This is a genomic window from Nocardia sp. NPDC050717 (genome assembly GCF_040654275.1).
GTDB lineage: Bacteria > Actinomycetota > Actinomycetes > Mycobacteriales > Mycobacteriaceae > Nocardia.
The window spans coordinates 334,075-355,847 of record NZ_JBFAHR010000004.1 but is presented as its reverse complement, the minus strand read 5'-3'; the positions used below and the strand labels follow the sequence as shown (position 1 = coordinate 355,847).

Sequence of the window (21,773 nt, the reverse complement as noted above, 5' to 3'; positions counted from 1 at the left end):
GTCAGCGCGGGCGGCGCAGTTCGGTGACCGCGATCCGCGCGGCCTCCCCGATGGCCGCGTCGACCACCGGCAGCGTGGGATCGGCGCGGGCCGCACGGGTGAAAACCGCCACGGCGACCGGGGTTTCGCCAGGGAACTCGACCACCGCCACCTCGTTGCGGATCACGCCGATGGTGCCGGTCTTGCCCGCGACAAGCACGTCACGGTGCGGGAAGGCGGCGGCGATCCGGTGCGGCCAGATCTGCCTGCCCATCACCGCGCGCGCGAATGCCGTGTGCTCGGCGGGCAGCAGACGGCCGGTCCACAGCAGACGGAGGAAGCGGGTCATCTCCTCGGGAGTGGTGGCGCTGGCATAGGAGGGGTCGTAGGCCGAGATCGTCCACGCCTCGTCGTTGTCGGCCAGCGCGGCGAAGGCCTCCGCGGTGGTGTGGGTGTCGGTGTCGCGCACCAGACTGCGGTGCTGATCGGCCGTCCCGCCGACCACCCTGGTCTCGATGAGGCCGGACTCGACCGCGAGCTCGATCACCGCGGCCAGGCCGATCTCGCCGAGCAGGACGTCGGCGGCGGCGTTGTCGGAGACCGTCATCATGGAGGTCGCGAGGTCGCGGCGGCTGAGCGTCACCGGATCATGCAGTGCGGCAAGCCCTGTCGGCCCCGGGGTGCACTCGGCCGGGTCGACGGTGATCCGCGCGTGCGGGTCGACACGGCCACCGGCGACCTCCCGGCAGAACGCCACGAACAGCAGCAGCTTGTACACCGACGCGATGACCACGCGTTCACTCCCGCCGACACACACCTCGTCGCCGGAGTCGTCGCAACGGCGCGCGTGCAGCCAGCCGGTGCAGCCCGCGTCGGCGAAGACCGCCCGGATCCGATCGGGCGCCGAGCTCATCGCAGCCGCTCGCGGTACAGCACCCGGTCCAGCGCGCTCGCGTGGCCGGCGGCGTCGGGGCGGCGAATGATCCTGACCCGCAAGGCGACCGACTGCGGCGCGAGGGTCAGCCAGGCGACGCCGGGCGTCGGCGTCGGCGGGGTGGTGGTCAGGCCGAAACTCGTCCCCGCGGCGACGGCGGCCAGCACGGCACGGTCGTCCGGGGCGGGCAGCGGTGGCGCGTCGAGCCCGCGTTCCCGGAGCAGGTCGCGCACTGTGTCGAAGGCGGGCGGGTTGGCCGCGCGCGCCGGATGCGCGAAGTGCAGGCCGGTCAACATGGGGAAGGTGGGCCGTTCGGTGGTGGTGGTCCGATGCTCGGCGGGCACCACCAGCCAGCGCGGCACCTTCACGATCGGCCCCGCCTCGACCCCGTCGACCAGCGCCGGATGCTCGACGACCGCCACATCGCACACCCCCGCCCGCACCTGCGCCACGGCGTCGACAGTCGAGCCGAGCGTGGTCGACACCGTCGCGCCCGACGCGCGCAACGCGGTGACACACGCGGTGACCAGCCGGTCGGGCAGGGCCGCGGTGGCCGCGAACCGCACGGTCCCACTGCGCTGGGCGATGCGCTCGGCCTCGGCACGCAGCCGGTCGGCGTCGTCGACGAGCAGGCGGGCCCGCGGCAGCAACTCCTTGCCCGCGGCGGTGAGCAGCGCGCCCTGGCTGGTGCGGTGGATCAGCTCGAGGCCCAGATCCTGCTCGAGCCGCCGCAGACCCTGCGACAGCGGTGGTTGCGTCATCTGCAGCGCGGCGGCGGCGCGCCCGAAATGGCCCTCGTCGGCGACCGCGACGAAGAACCGGAGATGACGCAGCAGATCCATGCCGGTCATTGAACCAGCGCGCACCGGCCGAGATCCCCGATCAGCGTGGACCGAGCGACCGAACCGCGGTTCATGCGCGCTCGACCAGCGCTGATATCGATGCCGACTCGGACTCGCCGAGGCCGGGTATTGGCCCGGCCGCCGCCGTCGGTGATGTCCTGCAGCGGTGAATTCCTCCGTGATGCCCCTGCGCAGGCGCTTGGCCGCCGCGGCACTGGCGCTGTCCGCCGTCGCCTTCACCGCCTGTTCGAGCGAGACGCCGCCCACTGCCCCCGAGACCTCGACGCCCGCGCCCGCCACGCCCGCGTTCGCCGACCTGGAGTCGAAATACGGTGCCCGCCTGGGCCTGATGGTCATCGACACCGGCAGCGGCCGCACCGTCGGCTATCGCGAGGCCGAACTGTTCCCGATGGCCTCGACGTTCAAGGGCCTGGCGTGCGGCGCCCTGCTCCAGGCGCACCCCCTCGACACCGGCTACTTCGACCAGGTCGTCCACTACACCGCCGCCGACATCGTCGCCAACTCCCCGGAGACGGAGAAACACGTCGACACCGGCATGACCGTCACCGCGCTCTGCGATGCCGCGATCACCCAGTCCGACAACACCGCGGGCAACATGCTGCTCCGACTACTCGGTGGCCCAGCGGGTTTCACCGACTTCCTGCGAAACCTGGGCGACCCCGTCTCCCGGCTGGACCGCTGGGAGACCGAACTCAACACCGCCATCCCCGGCGACGTGCGCGACACCACCACCGCCGCCGCGCTGGCCGCCGACTACCGCGCGCTCGTCCTCGGTGACGCGCTGCGCGAACCCGAGCGCGCCCAGTTGGCCACCTGGCTGAAGGCCAGTCGGACGGGCGCGAAGCGCATCAAGGCCGGCCTGCCCGCGGACTGGACCGTCGGCGACAAGACGGGCACACCGGCCTACGGCTCCGCCCTCGACGTCGCCATCGCCTGGCCACTCAACCGCGCCCCGCTCGTCCTCGCGGTCCTCACCACCAAGCCGGACCAGCACGCCGAGCCGTCCAACGAACTCGTCGCCGAGGCGACGACAGCGGCGCTGTCCGCGCTCAACTGAGCCGCCAGCCCGCCGTCACCGACCGCGCGCACTGCCGGGGCTCGTCGCCCGCCGCCACGAACAGCGCTGTGAGCAGCGGGATTCCGTGGCCGAGCGCGGTCGGTGGCAACGGGCCGGTCGCGACCAGTCCGGCCAGCCCGTGCCCGATGGTCCAGCTCCGCGTGGCCAGCTCCAGCGGATCGATGTCGTCCCGGAACCGCCCCGCCGCCCTGGCCGCGTCGGCGGCGCGCACCAGCCGCTCCAAGGTCGCGTCGGCGGCTCGCGCGTCCTCGAGGTCGAACCCCGCGTCGAACATCACCCGGTAGAGATCGGGGTTGGCCATCGCGTTGGCCAGGTAGGCGGCGCCGAGCGCGGCCAGATCACGCACCGGGTCGGCGGTGTCGGGAACCTCGGCCAATCGCGCCGCCAACCGGGTGAACCCCTCCTGCCGGACCGCTCGCCACAGACCGTCCATCCCGTCGAAGTAGGTGTACACCGCCATCGTCGACACCTCGGTGCCGCGGACGAGCCCGCGCAGCGTCACCGGCTCGCGCTCGCGCAGCAGCAGTGCCGCCCGCTCGATGAGCATCGACCGCACCGCGGGGTTCTTCGTCCTCGCCATGGCGCAAGAATACATATCACTGTTATGTTATTGCCGAAGGCACCTCGACGATGGGAGCGGCGTATGGCTGTGGAACTGATCAATCCCGACGGACTCCCCAAGCCGGAGGTGTATCGGCAGATGGCGGTGGCGACCGGTTCGCGCCTGGTGTTCCTGGCCGGGCAGGTCGCCCGTGACGCCGACGGAAACCCGGTCGGCGCCGGGGATTTCGCCGCGCAGGTGGAGCAGGCGTACCTCAATGTCGAGACGGCACTGGCCGCGGTGGGCGGTTCCTTCGACGACGTCGCGAAGCTGACCATCTACGTCGTCGACTGGAACGCCGACAAATTCCCCCTCCTCGGCGAGGGCGTGGCCAGGGCGGCGGCGCGGCTCGGTGTCGACCCGGTCAAGCCGATCACCCTGCTCGGCGTCGCGGCATTGGGCGAGCCGGATCTGCTCGTGGAGGTCGAGGCGACCGCCGTCCTGCCCTGATCGTCAGCGGGCTCCGGCTATCAGCACGTCGGCACCGGCGGCGCGGTATCGGCCAGGCGCCGTGCCGAATTCACGTTTGAACGCCTTGCTGAAGGCGTATTCGGAGCTGTAGCCGGTGCGCTCGGCCACTGCGGACAGGGGCCGATCGGAGTCGTGGAGCAGGCGCGCCGCGGTGAGCATCCGCCAGCGGGTGAGGTAGGTGAGCGGAGGTTCGCCGACGAGCGTGGTGAAGCGTTTCGCGAAGGCGGCTCGGCTGAGACCCGCTCGGGCGCCGAGGGATTCGACGGTCCACGGATGCGCGGGCTCGTCGTGGACGGCGCGCAGCGCGCGGGAGATGTCGGGGTCGGCGACGGCGGCGGCCCACCCCGTCGTCGCGTCGGTCTCGAGGAGCCACGCGCGCAGCAGATAGAGCAGGAGCAGGTCGAGCAGCGGGGGAACGGCGGCGTCGGCGCCGGGGCGGGTGTCGGTGAGTTCCGCGGCGAGCAGGTCGACGGCGGCGCGCAGGGCGGGGTGGGTGCCGAGCCGGGCCGGAATGTGCACGACCTCGGGCAGTTCGGACAGCAGGGGATGGGTGCGGTCGGTGGCGAGCTGATACGACCCGCACAGCAGGGTCGCGGGCGCGCCGGGCCCTTCGACGAGCCGGATGTCCTCGGGGCCCGCGGTTTCGGTGATCCGGCTGTCGAGCTGGTCGAGCAGGTCGTGGGCGACGCCGCGGGGCATGAACACCGCGTCTCCGGTGCCCAGCGCGACCGGCTCCGCGCCCGGCCGCGTCAACCAGCACGAGCCCTGCAGGACCACATGGAATCCGGCGCTCTCGATCCGCGGGTACCGCCGCCCCCACGGCGCGTGCCGCACGAACAGGCCGGAGGCCGGGCTTCCCGTGCGCGCGGTGGCCAAGACGTCACTCAGCAGATCCATATCCGAAACCATACTGGTGCAGACGATTGGATATCCAGACAAGATTCTGGATGATTTTCTGTCTTTCCACTTCTGCATACGCTGAGTTCATCAGCAGGACGAACAAGGAGTGGGACATGAAGATCGCCGTCTACGGAGCCAGCGGCCACGTCGGGACATTCGCGGTGCGGGAACTGCGCGAGCGCGGTATCGACACGGTCGTGGTCGGCCGCGACGCAGTCCGCCTGGCCGGATTCGACACGGAGGTCAGGGTGGCGGCCGCAGACGATCACGCCGCCCTCGTCACCGCCTTCCGCGATGTCGACGCCGTGATCAGCACGCTGCCCGACTACACCGGCACCGGCGAAGGAGTACTGCGCGCCGCGATCGCGGCGGGCGCCCACTATGTGGACGTCGCGGGCGAACAGCTCTTCGTGCGCACGGTGTTCGACGACTACGGCCCGCTCGCCGAGGCCGCTGGCGTCACCCTCGCCACCGCGACCACCGAGGCTGGCGTCTTCGGCGACCTGCTCGCCCACGTCGGCGCGGCGCGGCTCGGCGGCGCCGACGAGATCGTCCTCAGTCATGTGGCGCTGCCCGGCGGGGAGGGGTCGCGCGGCAGCATGCGCACCGTGCTGCGCAACCTGGACGTCTTCGCCGGCGGCGGACTGTCCTTCTCCGACGGTCGATTCCAGGCCGGCCCGGCACCCCGGCGTGCTGAATTCCTGCTGCCCGGCACCACCGAACCCATTGCCGTGCGCAAGTTTCCGCAGCCCTCCGTGGTGACGATTCCGCGGCACACGAGCGCGGCCTCGGTGGAAGGCGTGCTCGCCGAGTCGATCTTCGAGGTCATCGGCACCATCACCGAGGCCGACCTGGCCGCCGCACCGGAAACACCGTCGGCGCCCGCCGCCTACTCGATGGTCGTCGACATCCGCCACGACGGACAGCTCCTGCGCGGCATCGGCAGCGGACCCGACGCCTATCGCAACAGTGCCCAGCTGGCCGTGGAGGTCGCGACCCGGCTCGCCGCCGGCGCGGGTGCGCCGGGCGCGCACGCACCCGCCGAGCTGTTCGAACCGGTCGAGTTCCTCGACACCCTTGCCCGATTCGGCATGTCCTGGTCCCTGGGATGAAGACACTCGCTCGTGCGGCCGCCGTGCTGCTCGCCGCCCTCGCCCTGGTCGCCTGCGGTGACACCACCGCGACGCGGGAATGGTCGGCGGCGTGGGCGGCCGCCGCCCAGCATCCGGCCACGGCGGCGATGCCGAACTGGTCGATGACGGGGTTCGCCGATCAGACCGTCCGGCAGGTGGTGCGGCTGTCCGAAGGCGGCCCCGCGGTCCGGATCCGGCTTTCCAATCGGTACGGAGCGGCGCCCCTCGCCGTCGCGGGCGTGACCCTCGCACGCAGCGCGGGGGGCGCGGCCGTAGTGGCGGACTCGGTGCGCCCCCTCACACTCGCCGGTTCGGGTGCGTTCGAGATCGCTTCGGGCGCCGAGGTTTCCAGCGACGCCGTGGACCTGCCCGTCAGCGCGGGAGAGGCCGTCACCGTGACGCTGTACTTCGCAGCGCTCACCGGGCCTGCCACCCAGCATGCCCAGGCCGCCGCCACGAGCTACCGCGCCCAGGGCGACCGGACCGCCGATCCGTCCTCGGCGGCCTTCACCGAGACCTCTCAGTCCTGGTACTACTTGACGGGCGTCGACGCGGTCGACACCGATTGGGCCGGCGATGTCGTCGTCGCGTTCGGTGACTCGATCACCGACGGCTACCGTTCCGGCGTCGACGCCGACCAGCGCTACCCCGACCACCTCGCCCGCCACCTCACCGCGGCGGGCCGAACCGGCGCGGTCGTCAACGCGGGGATCAGCGGCAACCGGTTGCTCACCGATTCGACTGTTCTCGGCGAGAGCGGGCTCACCCGCTTCCGGCGCGATGTCCTCGCGCAGCCCGGCGTCGACACGGTCGTGGTGCTGATCGGCATCAACGACATCGGGCTCGCCGACACGGTCGGCCCGGACGGTGTGCTCTCCCCGCAGGTTTCGGCCGAACAACTCGTCGCCGGGTACCGCCGTCTGATCGATGAGGCGCATGCGGTCGGGGTCCGCGCAGTCGGTGCGACCATGCTCCCGTTCGCGGGATCGCCCTACTACTCGGCCGCCAAGGACCGGGTGCGCGAGGAGGTGAACAGCTGGATCCGCACGGCGGGAGCGTTCGACGCCGTGGTCGATCTGGCTCGCGCCATGGCGGATCCGGCCGACGGCGCGCGGCTGGCTCCGGCCTACGACAGCGGAGATCACCTGCATCCCAATAACTCCGGTTATGGCGCTATGGCGATCGCGACAGGCGAGACGCTTTGTGCATAACCGCAGGTCGTCGTTCGGTGCTCATGCCGATTCGGTAACGAATCGCATACGAACAGATGATGAACCCTCGCTGCTCGAGTGGCAGGCGTGGCGAGGGCTCGTTATGCTCCCATCGATATCGAAACGGGCTGCCGTGCTGCGTGTTTGGTTGGACGATTGGTGGTTGGGGGCCTGTGAGTACTGCGGAAGTCGAGCCGATGGCGCAGGCGGCGACAGGTGCGGAAGCCACCGGCGCGACCACGGGCTACGTGGTGCTGGGCGCAGGCGTGGCCGTGGCCGCCATCGCGGGCGTCACCGCGTTCTTCGCGCCACCGGCCATCGGCATCCCGGTACTCGCCGCCGCGCTCACGCTGGCCCTGGTCGGCTGCCCCGCGATCTTCGTCGCGGTGCGGCAGCGCGCGAAGGCCAGGGCCGCGCAGGATCTCGCCCGCCGCGCCGAGGAACAGCGGACCGCCACCATCGCCGAGGCGAGTCAGCGGATCGCCCAGGCCGAGGAACACGCCACCCACTACGCGTGGGAAGCGCAGGAGAACGGCCGCCGCGGTGCCGCCGCGCTGGCCGCCTTCGCCGGCGCCGCGGGCCGCATCCAGGCCATGACCACCAGCATGCTGGCCGAACTGCGCGAGATGGAACACCGCCACGCCGACCCGCGCGTGCTCACCGACCTGCTGCACATCGACCACCGCACCGCCCAGACCGGCAGGCTCGCCGACAGCATCGCGGTCCTCAGCGGGGCGCGGACCGGGCGCCGCTGGGCGAAACCGATCGCGATGGAATCGATTCTGCGCGGCGCGATGGGCCGTGTCGCCGGCTATCAGCGCGTGCGGTTGCGTGCGGTGGCCGAGGTCGGCGTCGCCGGGCACGCCGCCGAGGGCGTCATGCACGCGCTGGCCGAGCTCCTCGACAACGCCTGCAACTTCTCCCCGCCCACCACCGAGGTGCACGTCTACGCCGCCGAAGTGCCCGCGGGCGTGGTGATCACGATCGAGGACAGCGGCCTGGTGATGAGCGAATCGGCACTGCGCCGCGCCGAGGCCGCGGTGAGTGGGCGCGAGCCCAAGGGCAAGGGCGCCGACCTGACCTCGCTCTCGGGCACCCGGCTCGGCCTCGCGGTCGTCGGGCACCTGGCCCGCAAGCACGAGCTCACCGTCTCCTACCGCCCCTCCGCGATCGGCGGCACCGCCGTCGTCGTGGTGATCCCGCGCGAGCTCACCGCCCGCGCCGAGCGCCGCAGCCGCGGGACCACCCAGGTGCAGGCGCCGACACCGCGACCCACCGAACCCCAGCTCACCACGCTGGAGCAGTTCGACTCGCTGAGCCAGTTCGACGCGCCGACCCCGCGTGCGCAACACGCCAGGACCTCGGACATGCCGACGGTGTCCACCTCACCCGCGCTGCCCAAGCGACGCAGGGGCGACACCCTGGCCAAAGTCCATCCCGATGGCCTGGCGAGCACGCAGGCCGCCGACACCTCACCGGCCAAGCCGGCCGCCCTCGGCGCGTTCCAGCGGTCGGCACCGGGCCGCGCGGCCGCCCCCGCTCCCGACCACATGGAGGACCGATGACCACCACCGCCTCGACGAACCTCGCCTGGCTGCTCGAAAAGCTGCTCGCCCGCACCCCGCGGACCCGGCACGCCCTGCTGCTCTCCGGCGACGGCCTGAAGATCTGCCACACACCGGAACTCGACGTCGATCGCGCCGACCAGCTCGCCGCGATCGCCGCCGGATTCCAGAGCCTGTCGCACGGGGCCTCCGTCGAGTTCGGTGACGGGCGTGGCGGCGTGCGCCAGTCGATGACCGAGTTCTACGGCGGCATCCTGTTCGTGGTCGAGGCGGGACGCGGCGCGCACCTGGCGGTGGTCGCCGCCGAGGACGCCGACGCGGGCCTGGTCGGGCACACGATGCACGAGCTGGTCGAACAGCTCGGCGAGCATATGTCCGCCCAGCCCCGACGCGGAGCGCCGAATTGAACAGGCCCGGCCGCGACGACGATCCCGACCGGTTCTACACGCTCACCGGCGGGCGTGCCCCGGCCACCGAGGATTTCGACCTGGTCACCCTGATCGTCACCGAGTCCGGGCCGTCGGCGGGCATGTCGTCGGAGCAGGTGGCGATCCTGGAGATGTGCCGCGCGCCGACGGCGGTCGTCGAGGTGGCGGCCGAACTGCGGCTGCCGGTCGGCGTCGCCACCGTGCTGCTGGCCGACCTGCTGCACGCGGGCAAGATCACGATCCGTCCGCCGCTGTCCGCGGCGATGACACTGGATGCCTCCACCCTCGAGAAGGTGCTCGTTGGACTTCGCAAGCTCTGAGACCGCGCCCACGCGGTCGCTGGCCCCGCTGCACAGCACGGCCATGCACGGGTTGAAGATCGTGGTCATCGGCGGATTCGGGGTCGGCAAGACGACGCTGGTGCGCTCGGTGAGCGAGATCCGCCCGCTGGACACCGAGGCCACCATGACCGACGTCTCCGAAGGTGTCGACGACGCCACCGCCGTCCCCGGAAAGTCCACCACCACCGTGGCTTTCGACTTCGGCCGGATCACCCTCGACGACGAGCACGTGCTGTACCTGTTCGGCGCGCCCGGCCAGCAGCGGTTCTGGTTCCTGTGGGACCGCCTGTTCACCGGTGCCCTGGGCGCCATCGTGCTGGTGGACCAGCGCCGGATCAGCGACTCGTGGTACGCGATCGACCGGCTCGAACACCAGGGCACACCGTTCGTGGTGGCCTGCAACGACTTCGGTGACTCGCACGCGCCCGAGGTGGTGCGCGACGCACTCGATCTCGACCCCGCGGTACCGCTGCTGATGTGTGACGCGCGCTCGCGCGAATCCAGCAAGCAGGTGCTGATCGCGCTGGTCGAACACCTGTATTCCGCTGTTCCGCAAGGGGAAACCGTCTGATGAGCACACCCACCGGCGCCTGCCCGATCACCGGCGCGGTGCCGCTGAGCGGTCCCGAGTTCCACATCGAGCCGCACGAGGTCTACCGCAGGATGCGTCGCGACCACGGCCCGGTGGTCGCGGTGGAGCTGCCCGGCGGGTTTCCGGCGTGGCTGATCATCGGCTATCGCGAACTGCACCAGGTGACCAGCGATCCGCTGCTGTTCCCGCGCGATGTGTCGCTGTGGAACCAGTGGGGCCGGGTGCCCGAGGACTGGCCGCTGCTGCCGATGGTCGGCAGGCCGATGCCCTCGATCTACTTCACCGCGGGCGCCGAACACCGCAGGCACCTGGCCATGGTGGAGCCCGCGCTCGACGCCGTCGATCACTACGAATTGCGCCGTGCCTGTGAGGAACTCGCCGACGGCCTGATCGACCGGTTCTGCGGTCGCGGCAGCGCCGACCTGGTCGCCGAGTTCGCCGAGCCGCTGCCGGTGCTGGCGCTCGGCCGCATCCTCGGCCTGCCCGACAGCGAGGCCGCCGACCTCGCCCTGACGATGAAGCAGCTCGCCGACGGCGGCGCCGACGCCCAGGCCGGCCACATGCGCTTCGCCGAACACATGGCGCGCCTCGTGGCGGCCAAGAAGGCAAGGCCCGCAGGCGATCTGGTGTCGCTGATGCTGGCCGACCCGGAACCGTTCACCGACGAGGAGTACATGAACGACCTGATGGCGATCACCGCCGCGGGTCATCTCACCACCGCCGACTGGCTCGGCAGCTCCATGCGGCTGATGCTCGTCGACGACCGGTTCGCGGCCGCGCTCGGCGGCGGCAGGCGCAGCGTAGGGCAGGCCATGAGCGAGGTTCTCTGGGAAGAGGGCCCGACCTCGATCCTGGCGGGCCGGTGGGCCGCGCGCGACACCCGCCTGGCCGACCAGACCATCCGGGCGGGCGACATGCTGCTGCTCGGACTGGCCGCCGCCAATCTCGACCCGCACATCCGGCAGTCGTTCAGCGACGGCGACACGGTGCCGACCGGCAACAACGCCCACTTCGCGTTCAGCTACGGCGAATACCGCTGCCCGTTCCCGGCGCAGCAGATCGCCGAGATCATCGCCAGGACCGGGATCGAGGTGCTGCTCGACCGGCTCCCCGATGTCGACCTGGCCGTACCCGCCGACCAGCTCACCCGGCGACCTTCGGCTTTCCTTCGGGGCATGACCGCACTGCCCGTTCGTTTCACACCTGTTCGACCCGTCGGAGGTTCTTCGTGAGTTCGCAATGCCCCTTCTCCATCGACCCGATGGTCGGTGACCTCGACGGAGAGACCGCCCGACTCCGCGCCCAGGGCCCGATCACCCAGATCGACCTGCTCGGCGTCACCGCCTGGACCGTCACCGACCACGCCGTGGCCCGCCAGCTGACCACCGACACCCGCCTGGTGAAGGACATCCACGCCTGGAAGCTGTGGACCGACGGGGTGGTCACCAACCAGTGGCCGCTGATCGGCATGGTCGACGTGGACCGCTCCATGTTCAACGTCGACGGCGTCGAACACCGCAGGCTGCGGCTCAAGACCGCGCAGGCCCTGGCCCCGCGCCGGCTCGAGGAACTGCGCCCGGTGATCGAACAGCTCACCCTCGAACTGCTCGACGACCTCGCGGCCGCGGGCGCCGACGGGACGCCGGTGGACCTCAAGGAGGTCTTCGCCTACCCGCTGCCGATGCGGGTGGTCGGCGACCTGATGGGCGTCGCCCGCGCGGATCACGCCCAGCTGCTCGACTGGTACAAGAAGTTCTTCTCGGTGATGACTCCGCAGGACGAGCGCCTGCGGGTGATCGGCGAGCTCGACGTGTACTTCACCGAGCAGGTCCGCCAGAAGATCGCGAACCCCGGTGACGACCTCACCTCGGCGTTCATCGTCGCCGACGAGGGCGGCGAGCCGCTCACCGAGGAGGAGGCGATCGGCAACATCAAGGCCCTCGTCGCCGCCGGGCACGAGACCACCGTCAGCCTCATCGTCAACACCGTGCGCGCCCTGCTCAACGAACCCGAGCAGCTGGCGAAAGTGCTTGCCGGCGACGTGGAATGGAAGCAGGTGATCGAGGAGTCGCTGCGCTGGGACGGCCCGGTCTCGCATCTGCTGATGCGCTTCGCCACCGAGGACATCACCGTCGGCGACACCGTGATCGCCAAGGGTGACGGCGTGGTGATGTCCTACCGCGCCATCGGCCGCGACACCGCCGTGCACGGCGAGACCGCCGACGACTTCGACGTGACCCGCGCGACCGCCAACCGCCACCTGGCCTTCGGCTACGGTCCGCACATCTGCCCCGGCGCCGCCCTGTCGCGACTGGAGGCCGCGATCGCGCTGCCCGCGCTGTTCGCCCGCTTCCCGAACCTGCGGCTGGCCGTGCCCGACAGCGAGCTCGGCAATCTGCCGGTGCTGACGCAGAACGATCTGGCCGCGCTGCCGATCATCCTGAACTGACCGGCGTCGCGTCGCGCCCGGTGGTCTTTCGCCGGGCGCGACGCACCTATGCCTACAACCCGAGATCGCGCCCGATGAGTTCCTTCATGATCTCGTTCGAGCCGGCCCAGATCTTGGTGACCCTGGCGTCCATCCACGCCCGCGCCACCCGGTATTCGCGCATGTAGCCGTAGCCGCCGTGCAGCTGCACGCAGGCGTCGAGCACCTCGTTCTGCACCTGCGCCGACCACCACTTGGCCTTGGCCGCGTCGACCGCGGACAGCTTGCCCTCGGCGTGCGCCGCGATGCCCTGATCGACGAACGCCTGCGTCACTTCGAGTTTCGTGACGAGCTCGGCGAAGAGGAACTTGTTGTACTGGAAGCTGCCGATCTGCTGGCCGAAGGCCTTGCGCTCCTTGGCGTAGGCCAGGGTCTCCTCCAGGATCGCCGCGGCGTGGGCGGTGTTGGAGATCGCGGCGCCGATGCGCTCCTGCGGCAGGCGCTCCATCATGGCGATGAAGCCGCGGTCGACCTCACCGATCCGGTTGGCGTCCGGGACGCGGACATTGTCGAAGAACAGTTCGGCGGTGTCGGATTCGGGCTGACCGACCTTGTCGAGCTTGCGCCCGCGGGTGAAGCCGTCCATGCCGTTCTCGACCGCGAACAGGGTGATGCCCTTGGCCTTCTTCTCCGGGCTGGTGCGGGCGGCGACGATCACCAGGTCGGCGTTGAAACCGTTGGTGATGAACGTCTTCGAGCCGTTCACGATCCAGTCGTCGCCGTCGCGGACCGCGGTGGTCTTGAGCGCGGCCAGGTCCGAGCCACCCGAGGGCTCGGTCATGCCGATCGCGGTGACGATCTCGCCCGTGCAGAACTTGGGCAGCCAGCGCCGCTTCTGCTCGTCGGTGGTCAGCTCCACCAGGTAGGGCGCGCACACGTCGTAGTGGATGCCGAACGAGGACGACAGCGCCGCGCTCGCCTTGGCCAGTTCCTCGCCGAGCACCGCGGCGAACCGGTAGTCGCCCGCGTCGCTGCCGCCGAACTCCTCCGGCACGCCGAGCCCGAGGTAGCCGAGTTCGCCTGCCGCCAGCCAGGTCTCGCGGTCGATGGCCCGCTCCTCGGCGAACCGCTCGGCGTTCGGCTCGATCGAGCGCTTGACGAATTCGGCGACCGAGGCGCGGAAGGCCTCGTGGTCCTCGGAGTAGATGGTGCGCTGCATGGGTTTCCTTTCGGTTCCTACTGTTCGGGCCGTTCGCCCAGCAGAACCAGCGACGCCTGGACGACCTTGGCCGCGTCGGGTTCCTCGCCGCTGATCACATCGGCGTAGATGAAGGTCTCGGTGATCCGGGCCAGCAACAGGGCCGCCTCCGGCACCGGCAGCGGGGGATCGACAGTGCCCGCGGCGATCTCGGTGGTGAGCAGCTCGGCGATGAACGCGACGAAACGGCGCTGCACCGAGCCCGCCTGGGTGGTGAGCAGCCGCAGCGCGCGTTCGGGTTCGCGGCGCAGGAACTGGCGGAAGGCATCGGAGGTGTTGACCGCCAGCGCGAAATCGCCGAGGACACCGGCGATCCGGCGCGCGCCATGGCCGGTGTTCGCGGCGACGGCGCGCCGCAACGTGGGCTCGGCGACCGACCAGATCACCTCGGCCAGGAGTTCGTCGCGGCCGCCGACCCAGCGGAACAGCGTCGCGCGGTTCACGCCGAGCTCGTCGGCGAGTTCCTTCATCTCGAGCCTACGGCCCGCCAGGAACCCCGAGCGGGCGGCCTTGAAGGCGGTGATGGCGTCGGGACGCGCGGCGAGGTCGTCGAGGCGTTTGCCCAGCGCGGTCTGTTCGGTCACGTCACCTCCCGGTGCAACATTTCCCTCAGTGTATGGGGTGTGCAACATCTGTCAATATGTCGCATGGTGCCGGGCATGAAAAAACTCCCCGGTCACGAAGACCGGGGAGTTCCTGGTAGCCCCGACGGGATTTGAACCCGCGCTACCGCCTTGAGAGGGCGGCGTCCTAGGCCGCTAGACGACGGGGCCAGAACAACGATTCACCTGGGCGAACCGCGCGGATCATACGATAGCCGACGACCGGGCAATCGACCAAAACGGCTGGTCGGCCACCCGCGCGCCGGGCCCGCGTCCGAAGATTAGCGTTGGCAAACAAGCTTGTATTCAATACATGCTGGTTCCATACTGGAGCTGTGAGTGCTGCGGTTTCCCGTCGATACGACTCCGCGCTGCGTCAGGACATGGCGGCCCGGACGCGCGCCGCGGTGTTCGAGGCGGCAGGCCGGATCTTCGTCGAGCGCGGGTGGGAGGGCACGTCCATGCGCGACATCGCCCGCGCGGCCGGCTGCTCGGTGGAAACGGTGTACTCCAAGGTCGGCAACAAGGCAGCGCTGTTGAAGGCGCTGCTCGATGTGGCGGTGGTCGGTGACGATGCCGCGGTGGCACTCGCCGATCGCCCGTGGTTCGGCGTGGACGGGGACCGCCCGCTCGACGAGCGCGCCGCCGAACTCGCGGTGCTCGTGGCGGCGATCTACCGGCGCACCGCGCCGCTGCGCCGCGTTCTCGACATCGCGGCCGAGGGCAATGCCGAATTGCGCGAACTGGACGCGAAATGCCGCCGGGACGAGCGGATTTCACGGACCGCGATCGTGTCCGCCTTCGCGGGCCGACCGCTCACCGAGGTGGAGGCCGACGGGATCCAGGGCGTGTTCAGCAACGAGATGTACCTGTTGCTGACGCGCCGATCCGGCTGGACCCACGAGCAGTACCAGGACTGGGCGGCGGCGACGGTGGTGCGGCTGCTCGATCTTCGCGAGAAGAGGGACCATCATGAAAGTCCACACCGATCCGGCGGGCCCGGCTGACACCAGGGTCATGGGCATCGTGCACTCCGCGCTGCGGCGCGATCTCGGACGTGCGCACGCGGTGCTGGCCGAATGGCCGTACCCGTTCGACGACCAACGCCACGCGGTGGCCGACCATCTCGTCTGGATGATGGACTTCCTGCACCATCATCACGATTCCGAGGACGAGCATCTCTATCCGATCGTGCGGGCCCGCAATCCAGCCGTCCAGCCACTGCTGGACCGGATGGACGCCGACCATCGGTCCATCCTGCCCGCGATGGCGGCGGTGACCTCGACGGCCACCGATTACCGGCGCTCCGCCGATGCCCGCGAAGCGCTGCTCGGGGCACTGGAAGACCTTCGGGCGCTGCTCTTTCCGCATCTCGAGCGCGAGGAGGAGCGGATGATGCCGATCGTGTCGGAGACGATCACCGAGGCCGAATGGCGGGAGTGGGACGACCGCTACAACGTGAAACCGCTCGGCCCGCTGGAACTCTCCGATCAGGGCCTGTTCATCCTCGACGGACTCGACGGCGCCGACCGCGCGGCGATCACCGAGCTGGTGCCCGCGATCCCGCGCTGGATCATCCTGCACCTGATGATCCGCCGCTATCGGCGACAGGCCTTCCGCCGCTGGCGCAGCCGCGAATTCTCCTCGCTGCGAACGACATTGCGTGGCAGGCAGGAAGAGGTGACCGCGGCCTCGCCCGCCGCCGTCTGGAATGTGCTCGCCGATGTCACCCGGGTCGGCGAATGGAGTCACGAGTGCCGTGGCGCGCGCTGGCTCGACGGCGCGGACGGCGCGGTCGTCGGTGCCCGCTTCGTCGGTTCGAGCAAGTCCGGCGTCATGCGCTGGCGCCGCAAGTGCACGATCACCGTCGCGCGACCCGGCCGTGAGCTGGCGTGGACCACCCACGGCGGCGTCTACGGCGACCACACGGAATGGCGGTACACCCTGGAACCCACCGCCACGGGCACCCGCATCGTCCAGACCTATCGGGTCCTGGCGATGCCGCTGTGGTTCGACCGGCTCGCGTGGCTGAGCACCCCCGCCCACCACGACCGCCGCGACGCCCTGCACGGCGACCTGGCCCGCCTGGCTCGCCTCGCGGAAGCGGCCGAGCGCACCGGAGCCGAGCTGCCGTGAAGACGGCACTGTCGCGCCGGCGTCCCCGGGTCGAGGTCGGCGTCGTCGACCCGAGCCTGCACTGCCGGTTCGTGCCCGACTTCACCCAGCGCAATGCGCGATACCTCGCGGCCGCCACGGGCGCCGATTCGCTGTGGACCATCGATCATCTGATCGGCTTGTTCCCCTCGTCGGTGTGGAAGCCCGAGAGTGTCGGCGGTGCTCGCATCGCGCCACACGCCGACGCGTACTACGACCCGTGGACCCTGCTCGGCCACGCGGCCGCGCGAACCCGGTGGCGTCGGCTCCGGCTCGGCGTCGGCGTCACCGACGCGGGCCGCAGGCATCCCGCGGTCACCGCGCAGGCGGCGGCGACGCTGCACCATCTCAGCGGTGGCCGGGCGATTCTCGGGATCGGGCCGGGGGAGCGCGAGAACAACGAGCCCTACGGCGTCGACTGGAGCCGACCGGTGGCCCGGTTCGAAGAGGCGGTCGCGACGATTCGGGCGCTGTGGGCATCGAGAGGTGAGCCGATCTCCCGCGATTCGGAGTTCTTCCCCCTGCGCGACGCGGTCTTCGCGCTGCCGCCACATCGTGGCACGTGGCCCGAGATCTGGATGGGGGCGCACGGGCCACGGATGTTGCGGGCCGCCGGGCGATACGCCGACGCGTGGTTGCCCGCCTTTCCGAGCAGCCCGGCCGAGTACGGCGACAAACTGTCGGTGATTCGGTCCGCGGCCGCCGACGCCGGTCGCGACCCTGCCTCGATCCGGGCCGCGGGCTGGATGTTCGTCGTCACGGCCAGGACGCCCGCGATCGTCGACGAGCTTCTCGGCTCGCCGGTGATCCGGGCCTACTCGCTCGCCGCGTCGGCGCGGGCATGGGCGCGCCACGGCGTGGACCATCCGTTGGGTCCGACGTTCTCCGGTGCGCAGGACATCCTCCCGCAGACCATCGACGAAGCCACCGCGCTGGAGTACGGCCGACGCGTACCGGACGCGCTGATTCGTGACTGGTTGCTCGTCGGAACGCCCGCGGAGGTGCTCGACCAGCTTGCCGAACGGCGCGAGCACGGGCTGACCTACGTCGTGATGATCGACCTCGGGGCCTGTCATCCGCGCCTGAGTGCGGGACTGCGCACGGCGGCGTCGTTCGCGAAGGTTGTCCGTGGTGTTCGCCGGTTGTAGTGATTGCCGATAACGCGAAAATGCTTCTCCGGCCGCCGATGGGGCCTTACTACTAGCCGCTCGCACGAGAGATGGTTGACGCCGGGTCGGTGGCCGGGGACTGTAGAGCGATGGCTGGAGGCGAGCTGCGGCACGGGGTCGAACTGTCCAATCTCGATCAGCCGTTGTTCGACGGCGCCGAGGCGACCAAGCGCGACTTGGTGGACTACCTGGAGTTCGTCGGGGAGCGGTTGCTGCGGGTGCTGCGCGGGCGGCCGCTGTCGGTCGTGCGGGTGCGGCCGGGGCAGGAGCCGTTCATGCAGAAGAATCTGCCGAAGTACACGCCGGACTGGGTGCCACGGACGACGGTGTGGGCGGAGAGCTCGCGGCGCGAGATCACCTACGCGCTGGCCGACGACCTGCGGACCCTGATCTGGTTCGGCAATCAGCGCGCGGTCGAGTATCACCCGACCCTGTTCCTCGCGGAGTCCGCGCCCGCACCCACCCACCTGGTGCTCGATCTCGATCCCTCGCCCGGTCAGACCTTCGCCGACGCGGTGGCGGGGGCGCGGCTGATCCGGGACGCCCTGGAAGCCGACGGGCTGGCGGGCGCGGTGAAGACGAGTGGTTCCAAAGGGCTGCACGTGTTCGTTCCGCTGGCGCCCGGGGTCGACGTGGAGGACGCGGCCGCGGCGACCAGGGCGGTCGCGGCGCGGGCCGAGCGGATCGACCCGGCGGTGGGGACGACGGCGTTCATCCGGGAGGACCGCCACGGCAAGGTGTTCCTCGACGCCACGCGTGCCGGCGGCGCCACGGTGGCCGCGGCCTACAGCCCGCGGATCCGGCCCGGCGTCACCGTGTCGTTCCCGCTGCGCTGGCGTGATCTCGACGACGTGACGCCGGCCGACTTCACCCTGCGCACCGTGCCGGACCTGCTCGGCGAGGACGATCCCTGGCAGTCGGAAATGCCCGAGCCACAACAACTTCCCGCGGATCTCGTCGAGGAGGGGCACACCATTCCGGTGGCCAGGGTGCAGGCCATGCACGAGGGGAAGCGGCGGGCACGCGCCCGCCGCGACGCGAACTAGCCCCCGGTCTCCGGAGACGGGTTTTCGACAGCGGGGGCGGTGGGTAGTCAGGTCAGGGGAGTTGCCCCGCTGTGACCGGTCGGGCCGCACTGCCACGGTGCCGACGGTCGTCCCTGGCTGATCGGCGCCGGAACCTCGTCGAATCAACAGCCAGGAGAATCATGCGTTCCGTCACTGTCGGTGCCGTCGCGGCCGCCGTCGCCGCCACCCTCGCCTGCCTCGCCGGCCCAGCCACCGCCGCTGACAACCCCGCCGAGCCCAACGAGATCATCACCGTCGACCTCAACGTGCTCGGCTGCTCCATCGGCGCCGGGCTCGGTGGCGAACTCGCCGCCGCGTTCACCGGAGCCACCACAGGTTCCGCGACCGGCTCGAGCAGCAGCGTCGACACCGGCCTGGCCACTCGCCTGCGCGCCGCGGGCTGCCTGCCTTGGAAGTAGCCCGGACACCACCGCGCGCCGAGCCACCGGGAACCAGCCCGGTGGCTCGGCGCGTGTCGCGCTCAGCCGGCCGACAGCGCGTCGATGGCCGCCTGAAGTTTCGTGGCGGCTTCCGCGGCAACGGGTTTCAGCGCCGGGTCGGCGCTGACCTGCACCATGAGTTCGGGATTCATCGCTTCGACGATGACCTCGCCCGCGGTGTCGCGGGAGCGGCGCACGACCACATTGCAGGGCAGCAGCAGCCCGATCTGCCGGTCGACCTCGACGGCGCGGTGTGCCAGGGGCGGATTGCAGGCGCCCAGGATGCGGTAGTCCTCCATCTCGTGGCCGAGTTTGGCGTGCAGCGTGGCGCGCATGTCGATCTCGGTGAGCACGCCGAAACCCTGCGCCGCCAGCGCCGCTCTGGTGCGCTCGACGGCGTCGTCGAAGTCCGTGGTCAAGGTGGTGGCCAGGGCGAGGTCGGTCATGGTCGCTCCTTCGGGTGGACGGGGTGGTGCGGGCCGGTCGCGCGGGCGGTCCGAGCGCCAGGGTAGGCGCAGGCGGACGACAACGGCCCGATGACCGTCGGGAGGTCATCGGGCCGTTTAGGCGGAGCGGTACTTACTTGCCGAGGGCGGCGACGCCGGCCTGGGCGAACTTCTCGTCCAGGTCGCCGCTGGGGGCGCCGGCCACGCCGATGCCGGCGATCGGGGCGTTGCCGGCCTTCACCGGCGCGCCGCCGCCGAGGAAGAGGGTGCCGTCGATGTCGGCCAGGTGGGGAGCGGACTCGAGGCGCTTGGCCAGCTCGGTGGTCGGCGCGTTCCAGGAGACGGCGGTGAAGGCCTTCTGCTGGGCGGCGTCGTAGGACTGCGGGCCCGCGCCGTCGCCGCGCAGGGTGACGATGACATTGCCGTTGCGGTCGACGACCGCGACGCTGACCCGCTGGTTCTCCTTGGCCGCGGCGTCGAGTGCGGTCTGCGCGGCCTTGGTGGCGGCCGCGATCGACAGGTGGGTCGACTGGGTCAGGTTGGCGTCGGCGGCGTCGGCCACGACCGGGGTGCGGGTGGCCGGGTCCTGATCCTGGGCCTGCACGGTCACGACACCGACCACACCGGCGGCGATCACACCGGCGGCGGCGCCGGCGACGATGAGGCGGTTGCGGGTGCTGGACTTGGCGGTCATGGCTGCTCCTGATCGGATCTCGGCCTGCCGGCTCGGTGCCGTGGCCTGTTGATATCCATCCTGTTCGCCCGGCGCCCCGCGCGAATCGACGAAGTGGCTGTACTTGCGCGGCCGGATCGGGCGACACCGGGGTCAACCGATCGGTTGACCCGGGGGGCCGGATCGGCGGGGGAGAATGGAGGAGTTTGCCCACCCGCGCGTCACGGACGGAGGTACCGATGCGGAGCACGCTCGGCGACCAGAGCGACGATACGCGGCTGCTCACCGTCATCGTGTACAGCGCGTTCTATGTGCTGCTCGCCGCCTCGCTGATGCGCTGGCTGATCCGGCACAGCGAGACCCGCTCGACGCCGCTGGTCGTCACGCTCGCCGTGCTGCTCGCGGTGCTGTACGCGATGAGCGAGCTGCGGAACTCGCACCGGGTGGTGTGGTTCGCGCTGCTGGTGGCCACCTGGTCGGTGCTGGTCGTCCTCGCGCCGAGCTTCGCCTGGTGCGCGGTGCCGCTGGTCTACACCGGGCTGCGCATCCTGTCGGTGCGGATCGCGGTGACGCTGGTCGTCGCGCTCACCGCGCTCGTGGTGGTCAGCCAGGTGCGGATAGCAGGCTGGCTCGACCCGAACCTCGTGCTCGCCCCGCCCGCGGTGGCCGCGGTGACGACGGTGCTGTTCGTCGGCATGCGCAGACACACCGAACAGCAGGCCGCGCTCATCGACGATCTGGTGCGCACCAGAGCGGAACTGGCCGAGACCGAGCGCCGCGAGGGCACCCTCGCCGAACGGGAACGGCTGGCGATGGAGATCCACGACACCCTCGCGCAGGGACTGTCCAGCCAGCGCATGCTCCTGCAGGCCGCCGACCTGGTGTGGGACACCGATCCGGCCCTCGCGCGCGCCCACCTGCGCACCGCCGCCGAGATCGCCGAACGCGACCTCACCGAAGCCCGCCGCTTCGTGCACGACCTCGCGCCCGCCGACCTGGCCGCAGGCGGTTCGCTCGCCGCCGCCCTGACCGCGCTCGCCGAGCGCGAGACCACCGCCCAGCTGACGGTGCGCTGTCATCTGGAGGGGACGCCGGGGCCGCTGCCGCAGCGGGTGGAGGCCACCCTGTTGCGCGTGGCGCAGGGCGCGCTGGCCAATGTCCGCGAGCACGCGGGCGCCACGACCGCGACCATCACGCTGACGAGTCTCGACGATCAGATCGTGCTCGACGTGGCCGACGACGGCCGCGGCTTCGACCCCGACGACCTGGCCGATCCGGCCGAACACCGCGGCCACGGGCTGCCCGCGATCCGCGCGCGGGTGCGTCAGCTCGGCGGGAGCTGGGCGATCGAATCGGCGCCGGGCGACGGCACCGTTCTCTCGGTCGCGATCCCGCTGGCGGTGGGCTGAGGCGTTCGGCCGAGCGCCCGGCACCGCGCTA

24 protein-coding genes and 1 tRNA gene are annotated in these 21,773 nt (G+C 70.8%); 16 read left to right on the top strand and 9 right to left on the bottom strand.

From position 1 onward, the window contains the following. Position 1: 1 nt before the first annotated feature. A complete protein-coding gene (locus AB0H56_RS12210) occupies positions 2-892 on the bottom strand; it encodes a serine hydrolase (RefSeq protein ID WP_357161054.1) in 891 nt (296 codons plus the stop codon). Continuing rightward, positions 889-1,764 carry a LysR family transcriptional regulator gene (locus tag AB0H56_RS12205; RefSeq protein WP_357161275.1) on the bottom strand — a complete coding sequence of 292 codons (876 nt, stop codon included), beginning with the start codon at positions 1,762-1,764 and terminating at the stop codon, positions 889-891. The genes AB0H56_RS12210 and AB0H56_RS12205 overlap by 4 nt, the downstream gene beginning before the upstream one ends. 157 nt (positions 1,765-1,921) lie before the next feature. Between AB0H56_RS12205 and bla the strand changes: the two genes are divergently transcribed. Beyond that, on the top strand, positions 1,922-2,833 hold the full coding sequence (bla, locus tag AB0H56_RS12200) for a class A beta-lactamase (RefSeq protein WP_357161051.1): 912 nt from the start codon (positions 1,922-1,924) through the stop codon (positions 2,831-2,833). Here the strand turns inward: bla and AB0H56_RS12195 are convergent. Beyond that, positions 2,826-3,434 (bottom strand): WHG domain-containing protein, encoded by a 609-nt coding sequence (locus tag AB0H56_RS12195; protein WP_357161048.1) that lies wholly within the window; start codon positions 3,432-3,434, stop codon positions 2,826-2,828. The genes bla and AB0H56_RS12195 overlap by 8 nt on opposite strands. A gap of 63 nt (positions 3,435-3,497) precedes the next feature. Between AB0H56_RS12195 and AB0H56_RS12190 the strand changes: the two genes are divergently transcribed. Further along, positions 3,498-3,905 (top strand): RidA family protein, encoded by a 408-nt coding sequence (locus AB0H56_RS12190; RefSeq protein ID WP_357161045.1) that lies wholly within the window; start codon positions 3,498-3,500, stop codon positions 3,903-3,905. Positions 3,906-3,908: 3 nt separating this feature from the next. On the opposite strand, the gene AB0H56_RS12185 is transcribed toward AB0H56_RS12190, so the two are convergent. Beyond that, entirely contained in the window at positions 3,909-4,823 is a 915-nt protein-coding gene (locus AB0H56_RS12185; protein WP_357161041.1) for an AraC family transcriptional regulator, read from the bottom strand. Between the two features lie 116 nt (positions 4,824-4,939). On the opposite strand from AB0H56_RS12185, the gene AB0H56_RS12180 reads away from it, so the two are divergent. The 8 genes from AB0H56_RS12180 to AB0H56_RS12145 all read left to right on the top strand — a co-directional run bounded on the left by AB0H56_RS12180 (position 4,940) and on the right by AB0H56_RS12145 (position 12,545). Beyond that, positions 4,940-5,938 carry a saccharopine dehydrogenase NADP-binding domain-containing protein gene (locus tag AB0H56_RS12180; protein WP_357161038.1) on the top strand — a complete coding sequence of 333 codons (999 nt, stop codon included), beginning with the start codon at positions 4,940-4,942 and terminating at the stop codon, positions 5,936-5,938. Further along, on the top strand, positions 5,935-7,170 hold the full coding sequence (locus AB0H56_RS12175; protein WP_357161035.1) for an SGNH/GDSL hydrolase family protein: 1,236 nt from the start codon (positions 5,935-5,937) through the stop codon (positions 7,168-7,170). Before AB0H56_RS12180 ends, AB0H56_RS12175 begins: the two co-directional genes overlap by 4 nt. A gap of 173 nt (positions 7,171-7,343) precedes the next feature. Further along, entirely contained in the window at positions 7,344-8,735 is a 1,392-nt protein-coding gene (locus tag AB0H56_RS12170; protein ID WP_357161032.1) for an ATP-binding protein, read from the top strand. After that, positions 8,732-9,142 (top strand): roadblock/LC7 domain-containing protein, encoded by a 411-nt coding sequence (locus tag AB0H56_RS12165; protein ID WP_357161030.1) that lies wholly within the window; start codon positions 8,732-8,734, stop codon positions 9,140-9,142. Before AB0H56_RS12170 ends, AB0H56_RS12165 begins: the two co-directional genes overlap by 4 nt. Then, the gene (locus tag AB0H56_RS12160) at positions 9,139-9,483 is read left to right on the top strand and encodes a DUF742 domain-containing protein (protein ID WP_110036274.1); all 345 of its coding nucleotides are present in this window, start codon (positions 9,139-9,141) and stop codon (positions 9,481-9,483) included. Before AB0H56_RS12165 ends, AB0H56_RS12160 begins: the two co-directional genes overlap by 4 nt. A gap of 43 nt (positions 9,484-9,526) precedes the next feature. Beyond that, the gene (locus AB0H56_RS12155; protein WP_357161272.1) at positions 9,527-10,075 is read left to right on the top strand and encodes an ATP/GTP-binding protein; all 549 of its coding nucleotides are present in this window, start codon (positions 9,527-9,529) and stop codon (positions 10,073-10,075) included. Continuing rightward, on the top strand, positions 10,075-11,328 hold the full coding sequence (locus AB0H56_RS12150) for a cytochrome P450 (RefSeq protein ID WP_357161026.1): 1,254 nt from the start codon (positions 10,075-10,077) through the stop codon (positions 11,326-11,328). Before AB0H56_RS12155 ends, AB0H56_RS12150 begins: the two co-directional genes overlap by 1 nt. After that, complete coding sequence (locus AB0H56_RS12145) at positions 11,325-12,545, top strand: cytochrome P450 (RefSeq protein ID WP_357161023.1); 1,221 nt, start codon at positions 11,325-11,327, stop codon at positions 12,543-12,545. The genes AB0H56_RS12150 and AB0H56_RS12145 overlap by 4 nt, the downstream gene beginning before the upstream one ends. Before the next feature lie 52 nt (positions 12,546-12,597). Here AB0H56_RS12145 and AB0H56_RS12140 read toward each other — a convergent pair whose 3' ends face one another. The 3 genes from AB0H56_RS12140 to AB0H56_RS12130 form a co-directional block, all read right to left on the bottom strand. Continuing rightward, positions 12,598-13,743 (bottom strand): acyl-CoA dehydrogenase family protein, encoded by a 1,146-nt coding sequence (locus tag AB0H56_RS12140; RefSeq protein WP_357161020.1) that lies wholly within the window; start codon positions 13,741-13,743, stop codon positions 12,598-12,600. Between the two features lie 17 nt (positions 13,744-13,760). Continuing rightward, positions 13,761-14,366, bottom strand: coding sequence for a QsdR family transcriptional regulator (locus tag AB0H56_RS12135; protein ID WP_357161017.1), 606 nt, complete (start codon positions 14,364-14,366; stop codon positions 13,761-13,763). Between the two features lie 113 nt (positions 14,367-14,479). After that, positions 14,480-14,555 (bottom strand) — tRNA-Glu (locus AB0H56_RS12130). A 164-nt stretch (positions 14,556-14,719) separates the two neighbouring features. Between AB0H56_RS12130 and AB0H56_RS12125 the strand changes: the two genes are divergently transcribed. The 5 genes from AB0H56_RS12125 to AB0H56_RS12105 all read left to right on the top strand — a co-directional run bounded on the left by AB0H56_RS12125 (position 14,720) and on the right by AB0H56_RS12105 (position 19,193). Then, positions 14,720-15,391: a helix-turn-helix domain-containing protein gene (locus AB0H56_RS12125; protein ID WP_357161014.1), complete on the top strand. Its 672-nt coding sequence runs from the start codon at positions 14,720-14,722 to the stop codon at positions 15,389-15,391. Next, a complete protein-coding gene (locus AB0H56_RS12120) occupies positions 15,357-16,520 on the top strand; it encodes a hemerythrin domain-containing protein (RefSeq protein WP_357161011.1) in 1,164 nt (387 codons plus the stop codon). Before AB0H56_RS12125 ends, AB0H56_RS12120 begins: the two co-directional genes overlap by 35 nt. After that, positions 16,517-17,686 carry an LLM class flavin-dependent oxidoreductase gene (locus AB0H56_RS12115; protein WP_357161008.1) on the top strand — a complete coding sequence of 390 codons (1,170 nt, stop codon included), beginning with the start codon at positions 16,517-16,519 and terminating at the stop codon, positions 17,684-17,686. The genes AB0H56_RS12120 and AB0H56_RS12115 overlap by 4 nt, the downstream gene beginning before the upstream one ends. 110 nt (positions 17,687-17,796) lie before the next feature. Beyond that, positions 17,797-18,753, top strand: a complete 957-nt coding sequence (locus tag AB0H56_RS12110; protein ID WP_357161005.1) for an ATP-dependent DNA ligase — start codon at positions 17,797-17,799, stop codon at positions 18,751-18,753. Positions 18,754-18,914: 161 nt separating this feature from the next. Then, positions 18,915-19,193 carry a hypothetical protein gene (locus tag AB0H56_RS12105; protein WP_357161002.1) on the top strand — a complete coding sequence of 93 codons (279 nt, stop codon included), beginning with the start codon at positions 18,915-18,917 and terminating at the stop codon, positions 19,191-19,193. A 62-nt stretch (positions 19,194-19,255) separates the two neighbouring features. On the opposite strand, the gene AB0H56_RS12100 is transcribed toward AB0H56_RS12105, so the two are convergent. Both AB0H56_RS12100 and AB0H56_RS12095 read right to left on the bottom strand, forming a co-directional pair. Continuing rightward, a complete protein-coding gene (locus AB0H56_RS12100; RefSeq protein WP_357160999.1) occupies positions 19,256-19,660 on the bottom strand; it encodes a DUF302 domain-containing protein in 405 nt (134 codons plus the stop codon). A 133-nt stretch (positions 19,661-19,793) separates the two neighbouring features. Further along, positions 19,794-20,354, bottom strand: coding sequence for a heme-binding protein (locus AB0H56_RS12095; RefSeq protein WP_357160996.1), 561 nt, complete (start codon positions 20,352-20,354; stop codon positions 19,794-19,796). A gap of 218 nt (positions 20,355-20,572) precedes the next feature. Between AB0H56_RS12095 and AB0H56_RS12090 the strand changes: the two genes are divergently transcribed. Further along, a complete protein-coding gene (locus AB0H56_RS12090; RefSeq protein WP_357160993.1) occupies positions 20,573-21,742 on the top strand; it encodes a sensor histidine kinase in 1,170 nt (389 codons plus the stop codon). The last annotated feature ends 31 nt before the right edge of the window (positions 21,743-21,773 follow it).

What these genes read in the sequence shown, in the direction of transcription:
- AB0H56_RS12155 (WP_357161272.1), top strand. Translation starts at nt 9,527, where the DNA reads ATGCACGGGTTGAAGATCGTGGTCATCGGCGGATTCGGGGTCGGCAAG.
- AB0H56_RS12120 (WP_357161011.1), top strand. Translation starts at nt 15,357, where the DNA reads ATGAAAGTCCACACCGATCCGGCGGGCCCGGCTGACACCAGGGTCATG.
- AB0H56_RS12110 (WP_357161005.1), top strand. Translation starts at nt 17,797, where the DNA reads ATGGCTGGAGGCGAGCTGCGGCACGGGGTCGAACTGTCCAATCTCGAT.
- AB0H56_RS12165 (WP_357161030.1), top strand. Translation starts at nt 8,732, where the DNA reads ATGACCACCACCGCCTCGACGAACCTCGCCTGGCTGCTCGAAAAGCTG.
- AB0H56_RS12090 (WP_357160993.1), top strand. Translation starts at nt 20,573, where the DNA reads ATGCGGAGCACGCTCGGCGACCAGAGCGACGATACGCGGCTGCTCACC.
- AB0H56_RS12175 (WP_357161035.1), top strand. Translation starts at nt 5,935, where the DNA reads ATGAAGACACTCGCTCGTGCGGCCGCCGTGCTGCTCGCCGCCCTCGCC.
- AB0H56_RS12190 (WP_357161045.1), top strand. Translation starts at nt 3,498, where the DNA reads ATGGCTGTGGAACTGATCAATCCCGACGGACTCCCCAAGCCGGAGGTG.
- AB0H56_RS12210 (WP_357161054.1), bottom strand. Translation starts at nt 892, where the DNA reads ATGAGCTCGGCGCCCGATCGGATCCGGGCGGTCTTCGCCGACGCGGGC.
- AB0H56_RS12205 (WP_357161275.1), bottom strand. Translation starts at nt 1,764, where the DNA reads ATGACCGGCATGGATCTGCTGCGTCATCTCCGGTTCTTCGTCGCGGTC.
- AB0H56_RS12105 (WP_357161002.1), top strand. Translation starts at nt 18,915, where the DNA reads ATGCGTTCCGTCACTGTCGGTGCCGTCGCGGCCGCCGTCGCCGCCACC.
- AB0H56_RS12100 (WP_357160999.1), bottom strand. Translation starts at nt 19,660, where the DNA reads ATGACCGACCTCGCCCTGGCCACCACCTTGACCACGGACTTCGACGAC.
- AB0H56_RS12185 (WP_357161041.1), bottom strand. Translation starts at nt 4,823, where the DNA reads ATGGATCTGCTGAGTGACGTCTTGGCCACCGCGCGCACGGGAAGCCCG.
- AB0H56_RS12195 (WP_357161048.1), bottom strand. Translation starts at nt 3,434, where the DNA reads ATGGCGAGGACGAAGAACCCCGCGGTGCGGTCGATGCTCATCGAGCGG.
- AB0H56_RS12095 (WP_357160996.1), bottom strand. Translation starts at nt 20,354, where the DNA reads ATGACCGCCAAGTCCAGCACCCGCAACCGCCTCATCGTCGCCGGCGCC.
- AB0H56_RS12140 (WP_357161020.1), bottom strand. Translation starts at nt 13,743, where the DNA reads ATGCAGCGCACCATCTACTCCGAGGACCACGAGGCCTTCCGCGCCTCG.
- AB0H56_RS12150 (WP_357161026.1), top strand. Translation starts at nt 10,075, where the DNA reads ATGAGCACACCCACCGGCGCCTGCCCGATCACCGGCGCGGTGCCGCTG.
- AB0H56_RS12180 (WP_357161038.1), top strand. Translation starts at nt 4,940, where the DNA reads ATGAAGATCGCCGTCTACGGAGCCAGCGGCCACGTCGGGACATTCGCG.